29 protein-coding genes are annotated in these 18,178 nt (G+C 40.8%); 2 read left to right on the forward strand and 27 right to left on the reverse strand.

The annotated features are described in order from the left end of the window. Nucleotides 1-304 precede the first annotated feature (304 nt). Together AC1TO8_RS21925 and AC1TO8_RS21930 are read right to left on the reverse strand one after the other, a co-directional pair. Complete coding sequence (locus AC1TO8_RS21925; protein WP_482057736.1) at nucleotides 305-532, reverse strand: hypothetical protein; 228 nt, start codon at nucleotides 530-532, stop codon at nucleotides 305-307. Nucleotides 533-659: 127 nt separating this feature from the next. Further along, a complete protein-coding gene (locus AC1TO8_RS21930) occupies nucleotides 660-1,274 on the reverse strand; it encodes a stage II sporulation protein M (protein ID WP_482057737.1) in 615 nt (204 codons plus the stop codon). Between the two features lie 244 nt (nucleotides 1,275-1,518). Here AC1TO8_RS21930 and pdaB point away from each other — a divergent pair, with 244 nt between their 5' ends. Beyond that, the gene (pdaB, locus tag AC1TO8_RS21935; protein ID WP_482057738.1) at nucleotides 1,519-2,325 is read left to right on the forward strand and encodes a polysaccharide deacetylase family sporulation protein PdaB; all 807 of its coding nucleotides are present in this window, start codon (nucleotides 1,519-1,521) and stop codon (nucleotides 2,323-2,325) included. Nucleotides 2,326-2,349: 24 nt separating this feature from the next. On the opposite strand, the gene AC1TO8_RS21940 is transcribed toward pdaB, so the two are convergent. Continuing rightward, complete coding sequence (locus AC1TO8_RS21940) at nucleotides 2,350-2,940, reverse strand: KinB-signaling pathway activation protein (protein WP_482057739.1); 591 nt, start codon at nucleotides 2,938-2,940, stop codon at nucleotides 2,350-2,352. A 127-nt stretch (nucleotides 2,941-3,067) separates the two neighbouring features. On the opposite strand from AC1TO8_RS21940, the gene gerD reads away from it, so the two are divergent. After that, entirely contained in the window at nucleotides 3,068-3,742 is a 675-nt protein-coding gene (gene gerD / locus AC1TO8_RS21945) for a spore germination lipoprotein GerD (protein ID WP_482057740.1), read from the forward strand. A 283-nt stretch (nucleotides 3,743-4,025) separates the two neighbouring features. On the opposite strand, the gene AC1TO8_RS21950 is transcribed toward gerD, so the two are convergent. The 24 genes from AC1TO8_RS21950 to AC1TO8_RS22065 all read right to left on the reverse strand — a co-directional run bounded on the left by AC1TO8_RS21950 (nucleotide 4,026) and on the right by AC1TO8_RS22065 (nucleotide 18,178). Continuing rightward, nucleotides 4,026-5,129 carry an Mrp/NBP35 family ATP-binding protein gene (locus tag AC1TO8_RS21950; protein ID WP_482057741.1) on the reverse strand — a complete coding sequence of 368 codons (1,104 nt, stop codon included), beginning with the start codon at nucleotides 5,127-5,129 and terminating at the stop codon, nucleotides 4,026-4,028. 71 nt (nucleotides 5,130-5,200) lie between these two features. Beyond that, on the reverse strand, nucleotides 5,201-5,950 hold the full coding sequence (cwlD, locus tag AC1TO8_RS21955) for an N-acetylmuramoyl-L-alanine amidase CwlD (RefSeq protein ID WP_482057742.1): 750 nt from the start codon (nucleotides 5,948-5,950) through the stop codon (nucleotides 5,201-5,203). A 109-nt stretch (nucleotides 5,951-6,059) separates the two neighbouring features. Continuing rightward, nucleotides 6,060-7,229, reverse strand: a complete 1,170-nt coding sequence (sat, locus tag AC1TO8_RS21960; RefSeq protein WP_482057743.1) for a sulfate adenylyltransferase — start codon at nucleotides 7,227-7,229, stop codon at nucleotides 6,060-6,062. Between the two features lie 39 nt (nucleotides 7,230-7,268). Next, on the reverse strand, nucleotides 7,269-7,961 hold the full coding sequence (locus AC1TO8_RS21965; protein WP_482057744.1) for a phosphoadenylyl-sulfate reductase: 693 nt from the start codon (nucleotides 7,959-7,961) through the stop codon (nucleotides 7,269-7,271). A 159-nt stretch (nucleotides 7,962-8,120) separates the two neighbouring features. Next, a complete protein-coding gene (gene rpsI / locus AC1TO8_RS21970) occupies nucleotides 8,121-8,513 on the reverse strand; it encodes a 30S ribosomal protein S9 (RefSeq protein WP_482057745.1) in 393 nt (130 codons plus the stop codon). A gap of 20 nt (nucleotides 8,514-8,533) precedes the next feature. After that, nucleotides 8,534-8,971: a 50S ribosomal protein L13 gene (gene rplM / locus AC1TO8_RS21975; RefSeq protein ID WP_482057746.1), complete on the reverse strand. Its 438-nt coding sequence runs from the start codon at nucleotides 8,969-8,971 to the stop codon at nucleotides 8,534-8,536. Between the two features lie 184 nt (nucleotides 8,972-9,155). Beyond that, nucleotides 9,156-9,944: a tRNA pseudouridine(38-40) synthase TruA gene (truA, locus tag AC1TO8_RS21980; protein WP_482057747.1), complete on the reverse strand. Its 789-nt coding sequence runs from the start codon at nucleotides 9,942-9,944 to the stop codon at nucleotides 9,156-9,158. Nucleotides 9,945-10,067: 123 nt separating this feature from the next. Further along, nucleotides 10,068-10,433, reverse strand: a complete 366-nt coding sequence (gene rplQ, locus AC1TO8_RS21985; protein WP_482057748.1) for a 50S ribosomal protein L17 — start codon at nucleotides 10,431-10,433, stop codon at nucleotides 10,068-10,070. 33 nt (nucleotides 10,434-10,466) lie between these two features. After that, entirely contained in the window at nucleotides 10,467-11,411 is a 945-nt protein-coding gene (locus AC1TO8_RS21990) for a DNA-directed RNA polymerase subunit alpha (RefSeq protein ID WP_482057749.1), read from the reverse strand. Between the two features lie 133 nt (nucleotides 11,412-11,544). Further along, nucleotides 11,545-11,940 (reverse strand): 30S ribosomal protein S11, encoded by a 396-nt coding sequence (gene rpsK, locus AC1TO8_RS21995; protein ID WP_438348992.1) that lies wholly within the window; start codon nucleotides 11,938-11,940, stop codon nucleotides 11,545-11,547. 19 nt (nucleotides 11,941-11,959) lie between these two features. Further along, nucleotides 11,960-12,328 (reverse strand): 30S ribosomal protein S13, encoded by a 369-nt coding sequence (gene rpsM / locus AC1TO8_RS22000; protein ID WP_068591185.1) that lies wholly within the window; start codon nucleotides 12,326-12,328, stop codon nucleotides 11,960-11,962. Nucleotides 12,329-12,347: 19 nt separating this feature from the next. Continuing rightward, the gene (rpmJ, locus tag AC1TO8_RS22005; protein WP_438348991.1) at nucleotides 12,348-12,461 is read right to left on the reverse strand and encodes a 50S ribosomal protein L36; all 114 of its coding nucleotides are present in this window, start codon (nucleotides 12,459-12,461) and stop codon (nucleotides 12,348-12,350) included. Between the two features lie 67 nt (nucleotides 12,462-12,528). Continuing rightward, nucleotides 12,529-12,744, reverse strand: a complete 216-nt coding sequence (gene infA / locus AC1TO8_RS22010; RefSeq protein WP_068537283.1) for a translation initiation factor IF-1 — start codon at nucleotides 12,742-12,744, stop codon at nucleotides 12,529-12,531. 2 nt (nucleotides 12,745-12,746) lie between these two features. Further along, nucleotides 12,747-13,055, reverse strand: coding sequence for a KOW motif-containing protein (locus tag AC1TO8_RS22015; protein WP_482057750.1), 309 nt, complete (start codon nucleotides 13,053-13,055; stop codon nucleotides 12,747-12,749). 18 nt (nucleotides 13,056-13,073) lie between these two features. Then, nucleotides 13,074-13,331: a hypothetical protein gene (locus tag AC1TO8_RS22020; protein WP_482057751.1), complete on the reverse strand. Its 258-nt coding sequence runs from the start codon at nucleotides 13,329-13,331 to the stop codon at nucleotides 13,074-13,076. 5 nt (nucleotides 13,332-13,336) lie between these two features. Next, the gene (locus AC1TO8_RS22025) at nucleotides 13,337-13,981 is read right to left on the reverse strand and encodes an adenylate kinase (RefSeq protein ID WP_482057752.1); all 645 of its coding nucleotides are present in this window, start codon (nucleotides 13,979-13,981) and stop codon (nucleotides 13,337-13,339) included. Nucleotides 13,982-14,022: 41 nt separating this feature from the next. Continuing rightward, nucleotides 14,023-15,321: a preprotein translocase subunit SecY gene (secY, locus tag AC1TO8_RS22030; protein ID WP_482057753.1), complete on the reverse strand. Its 1,299-nt coding sequence runs from the start codon at nucleotides 15,319-15,321 to the stop codon at nucleotides 14,023-14,025. After that, entirely contained in the window at nucleotides 15,322-15,762 is a 441-nt protein-coding gene (gene rplO / locus AC1TO8_RS22035; RefSeq protein ID WP_482057754.1) for a 50S ribosomal protein L15, read from the reverse strand. It abuts the gene before it with no gap. A gap of 47 nt (nucleotides 15,763-15,809) precedes the next feature. Next, a complete protein-coding gene (gene rpmD / locus AC1TO8_RS22040) occupies nucleotides 15,810-15,995 on the reverse strand; it encodes a 50S ribosomal protein L30 (protein WP_482057755.1) in 186 nt (61 codons plus the stop codon). Between the two features lie 12 nt (nucleotides 15,996-16,007). Beyond that, complete coding sequence (rpsE, locus tag AC1TO8_RS22045) at nucleotides 16,008-16,505, reverse strand: 30S ribosomal protein S5 (RefSeq protein ID WP_482057756.1); 498 nt, start codon at nucleotides 16,503-16,505, stop codon at nucleotides 16,008-16,010. Between the two features lie 28 nt (nucleotides 16,506-16,533). Continuing rightward, nucleotides 16,534-16,902: a 50S ribosomal protein L18 gene (rplR, locus tag AC1TO8_RS22050; protein ID WP_482057757.1), complete on the reverse strand. Its 369-nt coding sequence runs from the start codon at nucleotides 16,900-16,902 to the stop codon at nucleotides 16,534-16,536. Between the two features lie 83 nt (nucleotides 16,903-16,985). Further along, entirely contained in the window at nucleotides 16,986-17,528 is a 543-nt protein-coding gene (gene rplF / locus AC1TO8_RS22055; protein ID WP_482057758.1) for a 50S ribosomal protein L6, read from the reverse strand. A 33-nt stretch (nucleotides 17,529-17,561) separates the two neighbouring features. Further along, the gene (rpsH, locus tag AC1TO8_RS22060; RefSeq protein WP_438348981.1) at nucleotides 17,562-17,960 is read right to left on the reverse strand and encodes a 30S ribosomal protein S8; all 399 of its coding nucleotides are present in this window, start codon (nucleotides 17,958-17,960) and stop codon (nucleotides 17,562-17,564) included. A gap of 32 nt (nucleotides 17,961-17,992) precedes the next feature. Beyond that, on the reverse strand, nucleotides 17,993-18,178 hold the full coding sequence (locus tag AC1TO8_RS22065; protein ID WP_068591169.1) for a type Z 30S ribosomal protein S14: 186 nt from the start codon (nucleotides 18,176-18,178) through the stop codon (nucleotides 17,993-17,995).

Raw genomic sequence — 18,178 nt, forward strand, 5'->3', positions numbered from 1 at the left:
ACAAACTGACGAGAATATTACATTCTCAATCCAAATGATTTCTCATTTGTTTTGTTCTCACTTTCGTGAAAACCACTCACTCGTTGTTCAGTTTTCAAAGATCAATTTCTCTTTCGTTTCTCTCCGATTGTTCTCGGCGACAACTTCTATAATATATCACACCTACCAAATGTTTTGCAAGTACTTTTTTTAAAAAGTTTCAAAGTCATTTGGAATGAAATCTTCTCGCATCTTAATGATTACTATTATGACGCGAGATTTAATTTATCATATATCAATCAATTTAGTCAATAGTTTTTTATTATTATTTTGTTTGAGGAAAACGATTGTTACGAGCATACTTCGATAATTCCTTTTGTGGCGCGAATCTAGCGTACATACGGAACACCACTTTATACCGCCTAGCAATGGATTGTCTTATATCTTGATCTAACCTTTTATCATCTAAATCCATTAACATTTCATCTAATTCTTTGCGAATTACATAATCTAACTCCTTACACTCTTTATCATTAAATAACATCCCTAACATATTTTCTTACCTCCTCATTAAACTCACAAACGGATATACGTCGAACTCCTTCATACCCATCTCATATAACCGTGTTATTGTTATGCACATATTTTGGGAAATTTATGATTTCATTTTTTAATACTGCTTACTTCATGAGCCAAAAGGTCAATGTACTCTCAATAACGGCAGCGCCTAAGAGCAAGATCACGATCCACATGGAGATAGGACCAACTCTTTTAAAAAAAGAACTCCACTGTTGTCCCACATTCGCTCTCTTCTCCCTACTCCCTACTCCCATACTAATCCACACCAAAGTTCCTAACCGAAGTCCAAAGGCGCACGCAATGATAATGGCTGGAATCTCAATAATACCGTGAGGCAATAGTCCTTTTACAATAACTTCAAACATACTCTCGCCTTGAATCGATAAATGATGTACTAAATATCCTAGAACCATACCGTTCACCATCAAAAATATAATGGGAAGGATGCCAAAAAATATTCCTAAGAAGATAATCATTACACCTTTAATACTGTTGTTTAAAAAAATAAAAACAAAAAAGCTCCACTCTGGGTTGTCTGATTCGCTTAAGCCTTCGCTTATAACACGAATCCCTTCAATTTGTTGATTAATGAACTGTGCTATTGAATCTGTCCCTACCCACCCAATTAGAATCCCTACACCGAATAGCAAGGTAGATAACATCATCGTTCTCTTGATCGAGGTAACATCTTTTATAAAAGTTGAAAATTTAAACATAAGCCATCTCCTTAAAAGTTTTGGAACAAAACTTACATCGTAAGCATAGTCCTTAAGAGTTTTGGGACAAAACTCACTTCGTAAGCATTATCTTAGTTTTGGAACAAAACTATCTTCGTAAGCATCATCTTAGTTTTTCGAAAAAACTACTTCGTTAACTCCACATTTTAGTATTAACTCCCCTGTACGAGCATAGAATTTGAAGTAAACAAGCTTTCACGCAGGAAAGGGGCGGATTAATCCAATGAATTCATTTTTTTATGTATTGAGCTGGAAGAAAATCAAAAGGTTCTTATTAGTTACCGCGGCTGTAGTATTTGCACTTGGAGTAGTCTACATCGAACGGGATCAAATCACCGTGTTCTCTGAAGGGGCTCCCTCAGCTATTTATAGTGTACCCACGGAGAAAAAATTAATTGCCTTGACCTTTGACATTAGCTGGGGCGACACAAGGCCAGGTCCTATTATACAAATTTTGAAGGATAAAAAAGTGCAGAAGTCTACATTCTTCCTTTCGTCACCCTGGAGCAAGAGTCATCCAGACATCGTCAAAGATATTAAGGAAAGCGGCTTTGAAATAGGGAATCACGGCCACAAGCATGTCAATTACACGACTCTGAGTGATGATGAGATCCGTAACCAAATTTCAATCTCTAATTCAGTATTAACCGATATGATAGGAAGTGAACCTAAACTGCTCCGGTTACCGAACGGCGATTTCGACAAAAGAGTTCTTCGGATTGCAGATAGTATGAATTATAAAGTGATTCAGTGGGATACCGACTCGTTAGATTGGAAAAATATTGGGGTTCAAAATATCGTCGATCGTGTGTTAAAGAAAGCTCATCCAGGCGATATCGTCTTATTACATGCAAGTGATTCCTCTAAACAAACACATGAAGCACTCCCCATCATTATTGATGAACTGCGCAAGCAGGGGTATCAATTCGTAACGGTTTCTGACTTACTTAACCAAACAGAGGCCAAAGGCACTGAAATCCGTGATCAAGCATTGGTTCAAAATTTCTTCAAAGGTTCAGATGACCTCTAGATTTATTAAAAAAAGAGCTAAGTTTTAGCTCTTTTTGTTTTGTACTATGCGATGAAGAATTAAAATCTGAAATACATTACAAGCTAATAATGGAATAACAATAAGAACTGTAGCATTATCAACATTAATCTTGAGTCCACCTACAATTTCTATAATTGTAACAGCAATCATAAAGAACATTGTCGGAATCCACGCTGATGTATTCGTCAATCTCGCTTTAATAAAAGCTGTCATTACAGCCACCACGAGAATTACAATACTCAGAATAAGGTCAGATGATTTTCCAGTTTGTCCACCGACAAACGTACGGAAGAACATTAATTCAAGTAATGCCAACACGGTTAGGACCATCTGTATGTATTGCCAGCCTTTTTTGGAGAAAACACCACTACCCATATAATTCAATATTAAATAAGCAAAGAAACCCATTTGAGAGTAAACGCTGGCAAGCATACCAAATCCGGATAAAAAGATGAAATAGGCTACATAATCAGAAAAACCATTAAATGAAATGCCACCACTTCCAAAATTAAATACGATGCCAGTAATAAGCGAAGCTACAGCACCAACTAATACGACCTGCCAGAACAATATGAACCATTTTCTTAATGTCAAAAACTCACCTCCCTAAGAATGTATTGTACCAACGTTTTTTATAAAAAACCATTACCCTCCAAACATATTTTTTGTTCCAGCTTCACATACTACACATAGTGTTCTTATGTTAAGGAGGTGCACATAAATGAAACCAATGGACATACGCTCAATTGTAATGATATTTGTTCTTGTAACAACTCTAACTGCCTGCGGCTCGGAGAGCAGTTCATCTTCCCCCATGGGATATAAAGAAATGAAAACCATGGTTGTGGATATTCTCAAGAGTGATGACGGAAAAAAAGCTGTAGAAGAAGCATTAAGCACTCCCAGTTCTGAAAGCGGCAGTTCTGGCGGAGGAATATTAGGGATGAAGATGTTATCATCAGCTTCTTCAGAAGAAATTCGAACCGCAGTTAAAGATACAATTACAGCTCCCGAGTATACAAAAGAAATCGAAAAGATTATGAAAGATCCTAAATTTGCAGGAGATTTTGCCAAGGCGCTTAATTCACAAAGTAAACAACTCCATATGGAATTGATTAAAGACCCTACTTATCAAAAAGCTGTTTCCGACATTATGAAATCACCTGAAATCTCAAAGATGTTCCTCGATCTAACCAAGACATCTGATTTCCGCAAACAAACGATGGCCGTCATGAATGAAGCTATGCAAAACCCTTTGTTCAAAATGGAAGTGATGGACTTACTTAAAGCAGTTGTGCTAACCGAACTTCAGCCTAAAGAGGAAGAGAAAAGCGAGAGTGGCGAGAGTGAAGCTCAAGGTGAAAGTAAGGAGGGTAGTGGCGGTGGTGGTGAGTAAAATGCACACTTATATTCGGCCATATTCCCCTATTAGTACTTTTAGTTGCATAAAGGGCATCTAATTATTGGAGAATCGTCTATTCTCACGTAATCTTTATGTATGAAGTGTTCTTCCAAATGAAGTGTTTCAACACCCCTGGATGAACTCTATCTTAAGACTCATAATAAATAGGCCTAGGAGAAGAGTCAGCCAAAAACCTTATACTTTTCTATTATATCAAGAAAAGAGTTCCCAACATTATACAGGGAACTCTTTCTTTATTCCTTGAACTACCCTCAGACTAGTTCTGCTCACATTTGCCAATAATGGAATTGGCAATATCTGCATAAATTTTGCCACTCGTTGTTTCAGCCTTATATATTGAGGGAGAGAAATCCGGCTCAGACAGATGATTATTAGGAATACCCAATGGTAATTGGGCTAGTAACTCCGTGTGAAGCGTTTCAGCCAATTGTCCGCCACCGCCTCTACCAAATATATAGTCACGATTCTCGCAGCCAGGACATTCATAATAAGCCATGTTCTCGACTACTCCCAAGATCTCATGATTCGTTTGTAGCGCCATCGCTCCGGCTCTAGCGGCTACAAACGCAGCTGTTGCATGTGGTGTAGTGACAATAATCTCTTTACTCTGAGGCAACATTTGGTGCAAATCAAGGGCGACATCACCTGTACCAGGAGGTAGATCCAGTAACAGATAATCTAAATCCCCCCACCTCACATCACTCAGAAATTGCCGTAACATCTTGCCTAACATAGGCCCACGCCATATGACTGGATTATTCTCGCGGATAAAGAATCCCATCGACATCACTTTCACGCCAAAACGTTCCACCGGTATAATGACGTCGCCTTCAACGATAGGGCCCTCTTCCAACCCCATCATATCCGGAACGCTAAAGCCATATATATCTGCATCAATCAGACCTACACGTTTACCTTGACGTGCTAAAGCAACAGCTAAATTGACAGTGACGGTTGACTTACCAACACCGCCCTTACCACTTGCTATCGCTATAAAATGTACTCCCGAATCCTCTTTTATTAGAGCATGATCCTCTAATCCAGCAGCATGACCTTTCTTCAATACCGCCTCATCCTCCGGTGACATTTCTTCTCCGAAGGCTAATTTACGATCATAATCCGTAGCTTCACGTAAACGAATATGAATATCCTCTACTCCCGCCTGCTCAAGACGTTGTCGGATTACCTTATCGAGTTCAGCTTGATACTCATCACTAGAATCTATAAATATAGCTGAAAGTGAAACTCGATTATCTTTTATTACAATATCTCGTATGAGCTGCAATTCAATCAAGCTTTTACCACTAGTAGCCTCAGTAATCGGCTGTAAGATTTCCTGCACTTGCTCTCTTGATAACATAACAGCAGCACCTCAATTTCGTATATTAGTATCTGCTTATTATACCATTTCTAATCTTACTCTGACGACACCTAAGGTTTTTCTCCTGAAGTATAACGTAGAATACCTTTATAAATTGAAGCTGCCACTTTCCGTTGATATTTCTCATCTTTTAACAACAATGCTTCTTCCGCATTCGATAAAAAGCCGACTTCAACCAGTACCGATGGAATCTTCAGAGCCTGAAGGATATACACAGTGTTAACTGTCTTAGCTATTCGATCCGTATTTTCTAAATTACGTTTTATTTCTTCTTGCATGAGAGCAGCCAAGTCTGCGTTATCCGGGTGAGAGGGGTAATAGAACACTTGAGCACCCCTCCAGCGATTGGACGGTATACTATTCATATGAACGCTGATAAATAGATCCGACTCGTTTTCCTCTATTACTCTCACACGCTGTTTCAAATCCTCTGTCTTACGTTTAGAATAACCCTTTGTTTCAGGCGAAGCTAAATCATAGTCGCCTTCCCGTGTCATTTTCACAATCGCCCCCGACTGTTGTAAATAATCACGCAAGGTTAAAGTAATAGCAAGGTTAATATCTTTTTCAATAACGCCCTGACGACTTACAGCACCTCCATCAGGCCCACCATGCCCAGCATCGAGGGAGATTACTTTACCCGCTAAAGGCAAGCTCCAATACTTCGTTGCTTGTTCCGCAGGAATTTCATATGTAACTATAGCCACGAACACAATGAGTAAGCTCAGCCCTAACAGTAACTTTTTGATTGTCCTTATCTGAATCCACACCGATATCACATCTCGCTTAGGCTTGGACATACACAAAAACACCCCCTGTCCCACATAGACTCTTATCATCTATATGGGAGGAGGCGGACAAATAGTACCTTATAGAGGAAGTTCAAAAAGTCGACTTTTGAACTCTCAGTTATATCGTAACTTGCTCAGCCATTCCTTCAATAAGAATCTTAGCTACCTCAGGACGTGTGAATTCAGGTGGTGGACATTGGCCATCGCGAAGTAATGCCCGTACCTTTGTTCCCGACAGTGTCATATGATCTTCTTTTCCATGAGGACATGTTTTACTTGATGCCATGTTGCCACATTTGATACAAAAGAAGCTATGCTCAAAAAATAAAGGCGTAATTCCTATTTCTTCGGCTGTAAAGTTCTTGAATATCTCTTGCGCTTCATACGTGCCATAGTAATCGCCAACACCCGCATGGTCACGCCCTACGATAAAGTGTGTACAGCCGTAGTTCTTACGCACAAGAGCATGAAATATAGCTTCACGTGGACCAGCGTAACGCATTGCAGCAGGAAAAACACCAAGAAAAGCACGATCCTTTGGATAATAGTTTTCTAAAAGTGCGAAATAACTGTTCATTCTTACATTCGCAGGAACATCGTCAGATTTAGTCTCTCCGACAAGCGGATTCAAGAATAGAGCATCAACAATTTCCATAGCACTCTTCTGAATATATTCATGGGCTCGGTGAACAGGATTACGAGTTTGGAATCCAACGACCGTCTTCCAACCTTTATCCGCGAACAAACGGCGTGTTTCAGCAGGAACAAAGTAGAATTCTTTGAACTTCGCAGGCTCAGGTCTATTCAACACTTGAATGGAACCACCCACATAGGTTGAAGAACGCTCCATTAGTTTCTTCACTCCCGGATGCTCTGGATCATTGGTTCTGAATACGTTAATAGCTTCCTCTGCTTGATCTACTACATATATGCTTTCTACAGTAAGTGTTCCGTACACAATTCCATCTGCCTCACCAACTAAAGCAACTTGTTCTTGAAGTGCCAATTTCGAAGCTAGGACTGGATCAATAGCTAATGTAATAGGAATACTCCACACTGTACCATTAGCCAATTTCATCGAAGAAATAACCGATCTATAATCCTCTTCATTCAAGAATCCTGTGAGTGGTGAGAAGGCACCTACGCCGATAAGATCCAAGTCTGAGATGGTCCACGTATTAATAGCAATTTGCTTAAAGCTTTGTGCAGCCTTCAATAACACTTCTCTTTCTTCACCCTGTACAACCCGCTGAACTAATTCTCCGCCATGCGGTAATATTGAAGTCATCTACCCATCTCCTCGTAAACAGTTATATTGTTCAACTCTTTATTTATGAAGTCCACATTCCGTCTTCTCACTACCCGCCCAACGCCCAGCACGAGCATCTTCTCCAGGCATAACTTGGCGTGTACAGTATTCACAACCAATACTAGGATAATTTTGATCATGCAATGGATTGTAAATAACATCATTTGTACGAATATAATCCCATACATCCTCGCTACTCCAAGAAGCGATTGGATTGAATTTAATCAGCCCAAATTTAGCATCATACTCTACTTTTCTACTATTGGCACGTGTTGGCGCTTGATCACGACGAATGCCTGTAATCCAAGCATCGTACTCTGTTAGAATTCGAGTTAGCGGTTCAACTTTACGGATATTGCAACATTGGGTAGGATCCACCTTCCACAAAGCATCTCCAAACTCTAATGCCTGTTCTTCTGGCGTTATCTTAGGAGACACACGAACAAAATCCATACCATACTTCTTTACCATCTTATCTCGCGTCTCATAGGTTTCTTTAAAATGAAAATCCGTATCTAAATAAAATACATCGGTAGATGGACTAATCTTTTGAATCATATCCACTAATACAACATCTTCCGCTCCGAAACTACATGCAAAGGTAATGTTAGGAAATGTCTCTATTGCCCAACGGATGACTTCCTCAGGTGATGAGTGTTCAAATTCATCTGCCTTCACTTGAATAAGTTGTTCTTTCTCCAATAAATTCATGATTTTATCTCCCCCAATTCAACTAAATATTAAAGCCGACTATCTTAATATGAATTATATACTATTATAAATCTTAATCCCTTTTTGTCAACAAAACAATAGAAAAAAGCCCTTGACCATGATGGCCAAGGGCTTAAAAATGTTAATAAATAAGTAATATTAACGTTTCGAGAACTGAGGAGCACGACGTGCTGCTTTAAGTCCGTATTTCTTACGTTCCTTCATACGTGGATCACGTGTTAGGAATCCTGCTTTCTTAAGAGGGGAACGCAATTCTGGATCTACTTTAAGCAATGCACGTGAAATACCGTGACGAATTGCTCCAGCTTGACCGGATGTTCCTCCACCATGAGCAATTACGAGAATATCGTATTTACCTAGTGTTTCTGTTAAGTTAAGTGGTTGTTTAACAATCAACTTAAGTGTTTCAAGACCGAAATATTCATTAATGTCGCGTTTATTAATGACAATGCGTCCTTCACCCGGTATAAGGCGTACACGTGCTACCGAATGTTTACGACGACCTGTCCCATAGTATTGTACTTGTGCCATGAAACTGTCCTCCTTTTAAATTAGCCGCGAAGTTCGTAAACTTCTGGATTTTGTGCTACATGTGGATGTTCCGTACCTGCATATACTTTAAGTCTCAATTGCATCTTATCACCCATACGAGTTTTAGGGATCATACCTTTAACGGCTGCTTCAATAATACGCTCTGGGAAAGTCTTAAGCATATCTTGAGCTGTCGTTACTTTCAATCCGCTCATGTGTTGTGAGTGACGGTAGTATTTCTTGTCTGACCACTTTCTTCCTGTCAGATGAATCTTCTCAGCATTGATTACGATAACGAAATCGCCAGTATCAACGTGTGTTGTGAATTGTGGCTTATGTTTGCCGCGAATAAGAGCAGCAACTTCTGTTGCCAAACGACCGAGCGTTTTACCATCGGCATCTACAATATGCCAGTTGCGCTCTACTTCATTTGGCTTAGCCATATAGGTGGTACGCATAAATATTTCCTCCTTGTTGTCGTCCTAAAATCAAATATATTTCATTTATCTTCGATCATAGTAGTTAGTTAATGTTATTTATTAAATATAATTATACTGTGAATATCTTATTTGGGGCTGTGGGAAAGCCATTAAGAAAACACAATTACTATTGTACAGCATCCACAGACAAATCGCAAGTGATTTATAAAGTTTCATTCGTAAATTCATTGTATTCTACATCCCATAGCATAAGGCCTTTTCCTTCCGCAGTTGGACCCGCCTGTGTTCGATCTAAAGCTGCTATAATACGTGGAATATCCTCCGGAAGTTTCTTGCCTTCGCCAACCTCTAGTAGTGTCCCCATCATAATACGAACCATGTGCTGAAGAAAGCCACTTCCAGTAACGTAAGTATGGATGACCCCTTGATCACGCGATGAAGTCCGACACATTGATTCATCCACTTCGATATAAGCGTCGAACAATGTGCGAATATGAGATGTCTTCGTAGAAGCTCGTGAAGCAAATGATGTGTAATCATAAGTTCCAATGAAATACTTTATAGCACTCTTCATCGCCTCTATATTCAATCTCCCGTGATGATGAAATTGAGTATGACGCTGAAACACATCAATAAATTGATTAGCATTTACTGTGTAACGATAAGTCTTGCGCTTGGCGGAGTAACGAGAATGAAATTGTTCAGACACTTCAATTGCTTCTATGACAATAATATCTATAGGTAGTCTCGTGTTGAGTGCCATAGCCCATCGCTCTACAGGAATGGTAGAACTTGTTGGGAAATTGAACACCTGACCGTAAGCATGCACACCTGCATCCGTACGACCCGATGCTATAATCTTCACATCTTCACCTGAGAGCATCTTAATAGCCTTCTCAAGCTGGTCCTGAATCGTTCTGCCATCAAGCTGTGTCTGAAAGCCGTTATAGTGTGTCCCATCGTAACTGACTTTCATGCATAAGTTGCGCAATTACATCACCCTATTTCATTTAAAAAGGAAGCCCCTTCAGGAGCTTCCTTTTCCCGAAATGAAGTGAAAAAAGGGTTAGTACAGAATCTGTGATTCCTGCTTACCCTTTCAACATTTCGATAGTTACGCGCGGTCTACTAATTCCAAATAAACCATTGGCGCAGCGTCACCACGACGAGGTCCTAGTTTCAAGATACGTGTGTATCCACCTGGACGCCCAGAGTAACGAGGTCCCAAATCGCTAAACAATTTTTGAATAGCATCTTGCTCGCCGTCCACTGTCTCACGACGAACGAATGCAGCAACTTGACGACGTGAATGAAGATCACCTTTTTTAGCTTTAGTAATCAGCTTTTCAGCAATCGAACGAACTTCTTTTGCCTTCGCTTCCGTTGTTTGGATGCGTTCGTATAAGAAAAGGTCCGTTACTAGATCACGAAATAATGCTTTACGTGCACTAGCATCGCGGCCCAACTTTTGGTATGCCATGTTTTTCCCTCCTTCACTAACGATCTTAAGAAGCTATTCTTCTGTCCGAAGTCCCAAACCTAGTTCCTCGAGCTTCTCTTGTACTTCCTCCAAAGATTTGCGGCCTAAGTTACGAACCTTCATCATATCTTCTTCGGTCTTAGTTGTAAGTTCTTGTACTGTATTGATACCAGCACGTTTGAGACAGTTATATGAACGAACGGATAGATCCAGCTCTTCAATCGTCATCTCAAGAACTTTTTCTTTCTTATCTTCTTCTTTTTCAACCATAATTTCAGCATCTTTAGCTTCGTCAGTAAGACCAACAAACAGCATTAAGTGCTCAGTCAAAACTTTGGCTCCAAGACTCACTGCTTCTTCTGGTCTGATGCTACCATCTGTCCAGATTTCCATTGTAAGCTTATCATAATTCGTTACCTGACCAACCCGAGTGTTCTCAACGCCATAATTGACACGAGAAATCGGTGTGTAGATAGAATCAATCGGAATGACGCCAATAGGCTGATCATCACGTTTGTTCTTATCTGCTTGGACATAACCACGACCACGATTAGCAAAAATGCGCATATGAAGTCTAGCTCCAGGATTCAATGTTGCAATGTGAAGATCCGGGTTAAGGATTTCTACATCACTATCCGCACGAATATCAGCTGCCGTAATTACTCCTTCACCTTCAGCATCAATCTCGAACACTTTCTCTTCGTCAGAATGAATTTTAAGGGATAGAGCTTTCAAATTCAGAATAATCTCCGTAACGTCTTCTTTTACTCCTGGAACTGTTGAGAACTCATGCAGAACACCATCAATCTGAACAGAGTTAACGGCTGCACCAGGCAAGGAAGACAGTAAGATTCGGCGAAGTGAATTCCCCAATGTCTGACCGTACCCTTGTTCTAGTGGTTCTACTACGAATTTACCATAGTTACCATCTTCGTTTACGTCAATGGTCTCAATCTTTGGCTTTTCGATTTCAATCACGCATGTACCCTCCTTCAAACGTCGCTCCTATATGAACCAGTCACCTTGTCAAGCGTATCCCAAGTAGTATGCCTAAACAACCATTGTTAGCAGATTGCGCCGGTTTTATACCACATTGTTCAGGTTGACCTTATTAGACACGACGACGCTTAGGTGGGCGGCACCCGTTATGTGGAACTGGAGTTACATCCTTAATCAGGTTGACTTCCAGACCAGCGGCTTGCAAAGAGCGAATAGCTGCTTCGCGACCAGCACCAGGGCCTTTGACCATAACTTCTACCGATTTCATGCCATGTTCCATCGCTGCTTTTGCTGCTGTTTCAGCGGCCATTTGTGCAGCAAACGGTGTTGATTTACGTGAACCTCTAAATCCAAGGCCTCCTGAGCTAGCCCATGAGATTGCATTACCATGTGGATCAGTGATTGTTATGATTGTATTGTTGAACGTGGAACGAATATGAGCCACGCCAGATTCAATATTTTTACGGTCGCGACGCTTAGTGCGTACGACTTTTTTTGGTTTTGCCATTGTCTTTTATCCCCCCTTATTATTTCTTCTTATTCGCTACCGTACGACGAGGGCCTTTCCGTGTACGTGCATTCGTCTTAGTACGTTGTCCGCGAACCGGCAACCCACGGCGATGACGCACACCACGATAGCAACCAATCTCAACGAGACGCTTAATATTCAAGGAAATTTCACGACGTAGGTCACCTTCAACTTTAACCGTTTTGTCGATCGTTTCACGCAATTTGCTTACTTCATCTTCTGTCAGATCTCTAACGCGAGTTTCAGAACTAATGCCTGTTTCTTGTAAAATTTTCTGGGAAGTCGTTCTACCGATTCCGAAAATGTAAGTTAAGGCGATCTCAACGCGCTTATCACGTGGTAAATCCACTCCAGCTATACGTGCCATTTTACGCTACACCCCCTTCTTAACCTTGTTTTTGTTTATGTTTCGGATTTTCACAAATCACCATTACAATCCCTTTACGACGAATGACTTTGCATTTCTCGCACATGGGTTTTACAGAAGGTCTTACCTTCATGTTAATTACCTCCCTAAAGTTTTGCGAAGCAAAACTAACTTCGTAAGGATTATCTCAATTACTTGTACTATTTACGGTACGTTATACGACCTTTGGTTAAATCATAAGGTGATAACTGTACGACCACTTTGTCTCCAGTCAGAATACGAATAAAATGCATCCGTAGCTTTCCTGAAACATGACCTAATATTTGATGACCGTTCTCAAGCTCAACCTTAAATGTTGCGTTAGGCAACAATTCAAGAACTGTACCTTCTACTTCAATGACATCTTCTTTAGCCACAATTAGTCTCCTTTCTCTTCTACATATGATTCGGTAGATTGTCTAAACTTCATCACTGCATGACGCAGCTTTCCATTTGTCACCCGACCGTTTTCCATTAAACTGTTTGCAACCTCACTGCTAATGTAGGATTGGGTTTCCAAATGAAGAAGATTCTTCTTCTTCGCTTGGTCAAACTTTCGTTTATCCCCATCCGCAATATAGACGAACTTGTTATCGTCATGCGAGAGGACAACCGCCAACTGTCCGGCATCCTTACCTCTCAATATCTTCACAATCTGACCAGCATGGGGTACGGATCGGTTATTCAAGGTCCATCACCAACCACTTCAGTTATTTTGTGAAAACCCACGATACTTCGCTCTAATGTCTAGCATAACAATGTGCCCATCGTTTAATTTACGTTTAGCGGTGGATCCAAAGACTAAGACCGAAGTGTAAATGCTAGTAAGAAGACCATGGTAGCCCATATTGGATGGCACTAATGTTACACTGCGAAAGTACTGGTCAGCAAGTTGACTTGTAGCCACAACAGGTTCTGCTTCATTCATTAGCCCAAGTTCCGTTTCGGACTTAACTATGATCATTACAACTAACCTCTTAATATAGATACGATATCTGTTGAAACCGTATCTATATCTTGTTCACCATTGATCTGACGCAATAAGCTTTTACTCTCATAAAAATCTAGGAGTGGTGCTGTTTTGTTGATATATTCGTCAAGCCGTTTCCCAACACTCTCTTCATTATCATCAGAACGTTGGTATAATTGCCCTCCATCTATATCACATACACCTTCCTGCTTGGACGGGTTAAAGATCACATGATATGTGGCTCCACAGTCCTTACAGATCCGTCTTCCAGTTAAACGCGCCAACAATTTGTCGCGATCCACCTTCAAATTAACGACATGATCCAATTGGGTATTCAATTGAGACAGAATTCCTTCCAGCGCTTCCGCTTGCGAAAGGGTTCTTGGAAAACCATCCAATAAGAAACCTTTTTCGCAATCGGACTGCTGTAGACGCTCAGCAACAATTCCAATTGTTACATCATCCGGTACCAATAAGCCTTGATCCATATATTCTTTGGCCTTAATTCCAATAGGAGTCTCCTGCTTAATCGCTAAACGAAATGCATCGCCAGTCGATATGTGAGGAATCCCAAATTCATTAATAACCGCCGCTGCTTGTGTACCTTTGCCTGCCCCAGGAGGTCCCATGAAAAGAATGTTCACGATTATCACTCCCATCAAGAATTCCTATTGCAAGAAAACCTTTATTTATTAATGAATCCCTTGTAATGACGTTTGATCAATTGGCTCTCGATTTGCTTCATAGTATCCAGCGCTACACCGATCACGATCAGTAGTGCTGTACCCCCGATTTGCACCGATTTAGGCAAACCAGCCAACGTACCTAAGAATATCGGCGTTAATGATACAACCGCTAGAAATATAGCACCAGTCATAGTCAAACGAGTCATGACTTTAGTCAAGTATTTCTCAGTGGCTTTCCCTGGACGAATCCCTGGAATATATCCGCCGTTCTTCTTCATGTTCTCAGCCATTTGTTGTGGATTCATCTGTACAAATGTATAGAAGAATGTAAATCCAATAATCATTATAACATAGAGGACCATACCCAGTGGTTGATCATGACTTAAGTTTTTAATAACCCAGTCAGCCCATAGGTGTGTCGACCAGAAGTTTGCAAGGATAACCGGAAATTGAAGCAATGATATAGCGAAGATAACTGGAATAACACCCGCCGCATTAATCTTAAGCGGTATATGCGTATTCTGTCCGCCATACATTTTGTTACCAACGACACGCTTTGCATATTGTACAGGGATTTTACGAATCGCTTGCTGGATGTATATAACACCAACAACAATTAGTAAAAGCACAATTACTAGAAGAAGTGTCTTCAGGGAATTCATAAATACTTGGTTCTCCTGAATAAAGGATGAGTTTGCTGTTGTCGTAATATACGTTGGAATATTGGCAACGATACCTGCAAAGATAAGGATCGAAATCCCGTTTCCAATACCTTTTTCCGTAATTTGTTCTCCCAACCACATAAGGAAGGCAGTACCAGCAGTCAACACAATAGCGATCAGAAGATACTTTGTAAATGTTGCATTTGGAATCATCACCGTACCATACATACGGTTAAATCCGATTGACATCGCAAATGCTTGAATTGTTCCCAAGATAATCGTACCGTACCGTGTTAGTTGAGCTGACTTCTTCTTACCGTGTTCGCCTTGTTTGGCCCACTCGGCAAGCTTTGGAATAACATCCATAGAGAGCAACTGCACTATAATGGATGCGGTAATATAAGGCGTAATTCCTAGGGCGAAAATCGAGAAATTCTGAAGTGCGCCACCAGAGAATGTATTAAGGAGACCTAGTAGGTCTGCTCCAGCATTGTCCGCTTGAGCTAACACTGATTTATCAACACCAGGTACAGGTACGAAAGTACCAATACGGTAGATAAACAGTACGAACAATGTGAATAAGATCTTTTTACGTAGATCCTCTATATGCCAAATATTTTTGATCGTCTTAATCAATTAGATCACCTCGGTTTTACCGCCGGCAGCCTCGATTTTCTCCACCGCAGATTGAGAAAACTTATTCGCTTTGACAGTCAGCTTAATAGTTATTTCGCCGTTGCCTAGAATCTTGATTCCGCTTTTAGCATTTTTCACGATTCCGTTTTCGAACAAAAATTCAGGTGTTACTTCTGTATCTGCCGCAAAGTTGTTAAGATCTTCAATGTTGATAATCGCATATTCTTTACGCGTAGGATTCGTAAATCCGCGTTTAGGTAAGCGACGATACAACGGGTTTTGGCCACCTTCGAAACCAGGGCGTACTCCACCGCCGGAACGAGAATTTTGACCTTTATGACCACGGCCTGATGTCTTACCCGTGCCGCTACTAGGACCACGTCCAACGCGTTTGCGTTCCTTTTTGGATCCAAGGGCTGAGGACAGCTCATGTAATTGCATCGTTCGTTGCACCTCCTTAATTTTTGTAGACTAATCTCTTAGGTCAATTAACCTTCGATTTCAGTAACTGATACTAAATGGGACACTTTATTGATCATTCCGCGAATCGCGGGATTGTCGTTATGAACAACAGTTTTGTTGAGTTTTTTCAAGCCTAGTGTGGTGACAGTCGCACGTTGATCTTCTGGACGACCAATCAAGCTACGGACGAGGGTAATTTGCAATTTTGTCATGACGTTCCCTCCTTAACCGAGCAATTCTTCGACGGATTTGCCGCGTAATTTCGCAACATCCTCAGCGCGTTTTAGACGGGATAAACCCTCTATAGTTGCGTTGACCATATTCATGGAATTCGAAGAACCCAGAGATTTTGTTAAAATATCACCTACACCAGCAAGTTCAAGTACAGCACGTACAGGACCGCCAGCGATTACTCCAGTACCTTCTGATGCTGGTTTCAATAAAACTAGACCAGCTCCGAATTTACCTGTAACAAGGTGAGGAATAGATGTTCCTACAAGAGGAACAAGTATTAGATTTTTCTTAGCATCTTCAATACCTTTGCGAATCGCATCAGGTACTTCGCCAGCTTTACCGATACCGACGCCAACATAACCTTTGCCATCGCCGACAACTACTAACGCGCTAAAGCTAAAACGGCGTCCGCCTTTTACAACTTTTGCTACACGGTTAATATTTACAACTCTTTCAGTCAGTTCTAAAGTATTCGGATCTACACGCAAGTCGTTAACCTCCTTTTTTAAAAATATCTTAGAATTCTAAGCCAGCTTCGCGAGCTGCATCAGCAAGTGCTTGAATCCGTCCGTGGTATAAGTAACCTCCGCGGTCAAAAACAACCGAAGTATAACCTTTATCTTTCGCACGTTTAGCTACGAGTTCTCCAACTTTGCGAGCGGATTCTACGTTAGCTCCATTGGTAATTCCTTCACTCAATTCTTTGTCAACCGTAGATGCTGCTACTATTGTAACACCAGCTACGTCATCGATTAATTGAGCATAGATATGTTTGGAAGAACGGAAGACGTTGAGACGAGGACGTTCAGCTGTTCCAGTAATTTTCTTACGAACACGAAGATGTCTTCTCACACGCGCCTTGTTCTTATCTTGTTTTGTAATCATAAATTCCTTTTCACTCCTTTCAGTTTGCCTTCAAAGCTCCACTGTAAAACGTAAAGGATATATCGAAAATAAGTAATAACAACTTATTTCTTCTTACCAGCTTTACCTTCCTTACGAATAATACGTTCACCTTCATACTTAATCCCTTTACCTTTGTAAGGTTCAGGTTTACGTACTGAACGTATTTGGGCAGCGTAAGCACCTACACGTTCTTTATCGATCCCTTTTACAATAATCTTTGTGTTTACAGGCACTTCAAATTCGATACCCGATTCTGGAGTGATTTCAACAGGGTGAGAGTAACCCACGTTCAATACGATATTATCTCCGGATTTACTTGCACGATATCCGACCCCAACCAATTCCAGAGATTTAGTGAACCCTTCAGTTACACCATTTACCATATTGGAGACAACGGTGCGGGTTGTGCCGTGTAGAGAACGATGCAATTTGTTGTCGGATGGACGCTCAACAAGAATTTCATTATTATCTACGGATACTTTCATATCTTTATGAAGTTCACGAGTCAAAGTTCCTTTAGGTCCTTTTACTGTGATTACAGAGCTATTCAAAGTGATTTCTACACCACTTGGTACTGCGATTGGTTTACGACCAATACGTGACATATATGTTGCACCTCCTTGTCTTGTGACATTATATTACCAAACGTAGCAGACAACTTCTCCGCCAGCTTTTGATTGTCGAGCTTCTTTATCGGTCATAATCCCTTTTGAAGTAGAGATAATCGCAATACCTAGACCGCCTAGAACACGAGGAACTTCTGTGCTTTTCGTGTACACGCGGAGGCCTGGTTTACTGATTCTCTTCAAACCAGTTATAACGCGTTCGTTATTTTGTCCATATTTCAAGAAAATACGGATAATCCCTTGTTTGTTGTCAGCGACAACTTCTGCATCACGAATGAAGCCTTCACGCTTTAGAATATCAGCGATTTGTTTCTTCATCGTTGAAGCAGGCATTTCTACCGTTTCGTGACGTACTGTATTAGCGTTACGAATACGAGTTAGCATATCTGCAATTGGATCAGACATAGTCATGTGTGTAAACCTCCTTCCCGTTTATGGACTTCTTACCAGCTTGCTTTTTTCACGCCAGGAATCTGGCCTGCATGAGCTAATTCACGGAAACAAATTCTGCAAATTTTAAACTTTTGCAGCACCGAGTGTGGACGACCGCAACGTTCGCATCTTGTATATCCACGCACTTTAAACTTAGGTGTACGTTGTTGTTTCACTATCATTGACGTTTTTGCCAC

This window comes from Paenibacillus sp. Y859, assembly GCF_056786405.1.